The sequence below is a fragment of the Prevotella conceptionensis 9403948 genome (assembly GCF_000312305.1).
Classification (GTDB): Bacteria; Bacteroidota; Bacteroidia; order Bacteroidales; family Bacteroidaceae; genus Prevotella; species Prevotella conceptionensis.
Map to the genome: position 1 here is coordinate 30499 of NZ_HE999455.1, position 1152 is coordinate 31650.

The following is a 1152-nucleotide window of genomic DNA, read 5'->3' on the forward strand; positions in this document are numbered from 1 at the left end:
CGTATTGAACAATTGCCACGATAACAAAATGCGACTTGGTGATGTTGGTATATACATCCGCGGATTGACATATAGTAGCAATGATGTTGTAGAGCAAAAAGGAACAATTGTTATGCGCTCTAACAATATTGTTAGTGGTGGTCTGCTTGATTACTGCAACAATGTTGTACGTGTAAATAAACAAATATTACAAGAACAGCAACTACAGAACGGGGACATTGTTATTTGTATGGCAAATGGAAGTTCAGCTTTGGTGGGAAAAACATCTTTTTATGATGGTAAATGCTTATCTCCTATAACTGTTGGTGCTTTTTGTGGCATCTATCGTTCTAAAATGCCTATCACAAAATGGCTATTCCAAACCAACAGATACCATAGATATATATGGAACTCTTTGCAAGGTGGAAATGGAGCTATAGCTAATCTTAATGGCGAAGATATACTTCGTATGTCATTTCCAACTCCAGACAAATCGACAATAGGGCATTGTATCAAACTTCTCTCATCGTTAGACTTATTGATAGAAAATAATGTATCGCTTTGCTCAATGTTCTCTCAACAAAAAGAGTATTTACTACAGCAAATGTTTATATAAACATCTGATTGAGCAAATACTGCTTCTGATTTGACAAACAAATAGTATACGTTTCTTCGTTTTCTATCTTTCCTTCAATACTTCTGAGAATTTTCAGTGTATGAAGTTGGTACTCTTTTGACGGAATGATGACCTTCATATTCAGCCATTCTTCAATATTAATAGAGCGTCCGTCTCGAATGCCATAAGTTACAATAATCAGAGATTTTATAAATCTGTGGGAAGTGAAGTAATAGGACAGATAACCATACTCCAAAAGGCAATTTGGACGCAATATAGTATATGCAGGACTGCACACTCCCAGTTTATCAGAAAAGGCAAAACCGCCTTGAAAGGAACGTAAATGAATAACATAATCTCCTGCTCTTACAATCTTGTAAGTGTTGATATTGCTACGTTCGAATTGAATATCCAAATTTAGGTCATCTCTATTCACCATGCCTTTTTCTTGGCTTGCCGAAAGAATATTGGAATATTCCATTTGCTTGTTACGCTTATTAACAACCTCAAACAATTGCCCATATAAGTATTCTTTACCTTGGATTTCAGAGTATAAC

1 protein-coding gene and 1 pseudogene are annotated in these 1152 nt (G+C 35.4%); one reads left to right on the forward strand and one right to left on the reverse strand.

The annotated features are described in order from the left end of the window. On the forward strand, nt 1–595 hold a 595-nt coding region (locus BN93_RS14650; RefSeq protein ID WP_019189053.1), incomplete at its 5' end, for a restriction endonuclease subunit S. Here the strand turns inward: BN93_RS14650 and BN93_RS14655 are convergent. Next, nucleotides 588–1152: pseudogene (locus tag BN93_RS14655) on the reverse strand (restriction endonuclease subunit S); the annotation flags it as partial. The gene BN93_RS14650 and the pseudogene BN93_RS14655 overlap by 8 nt on opposite strands.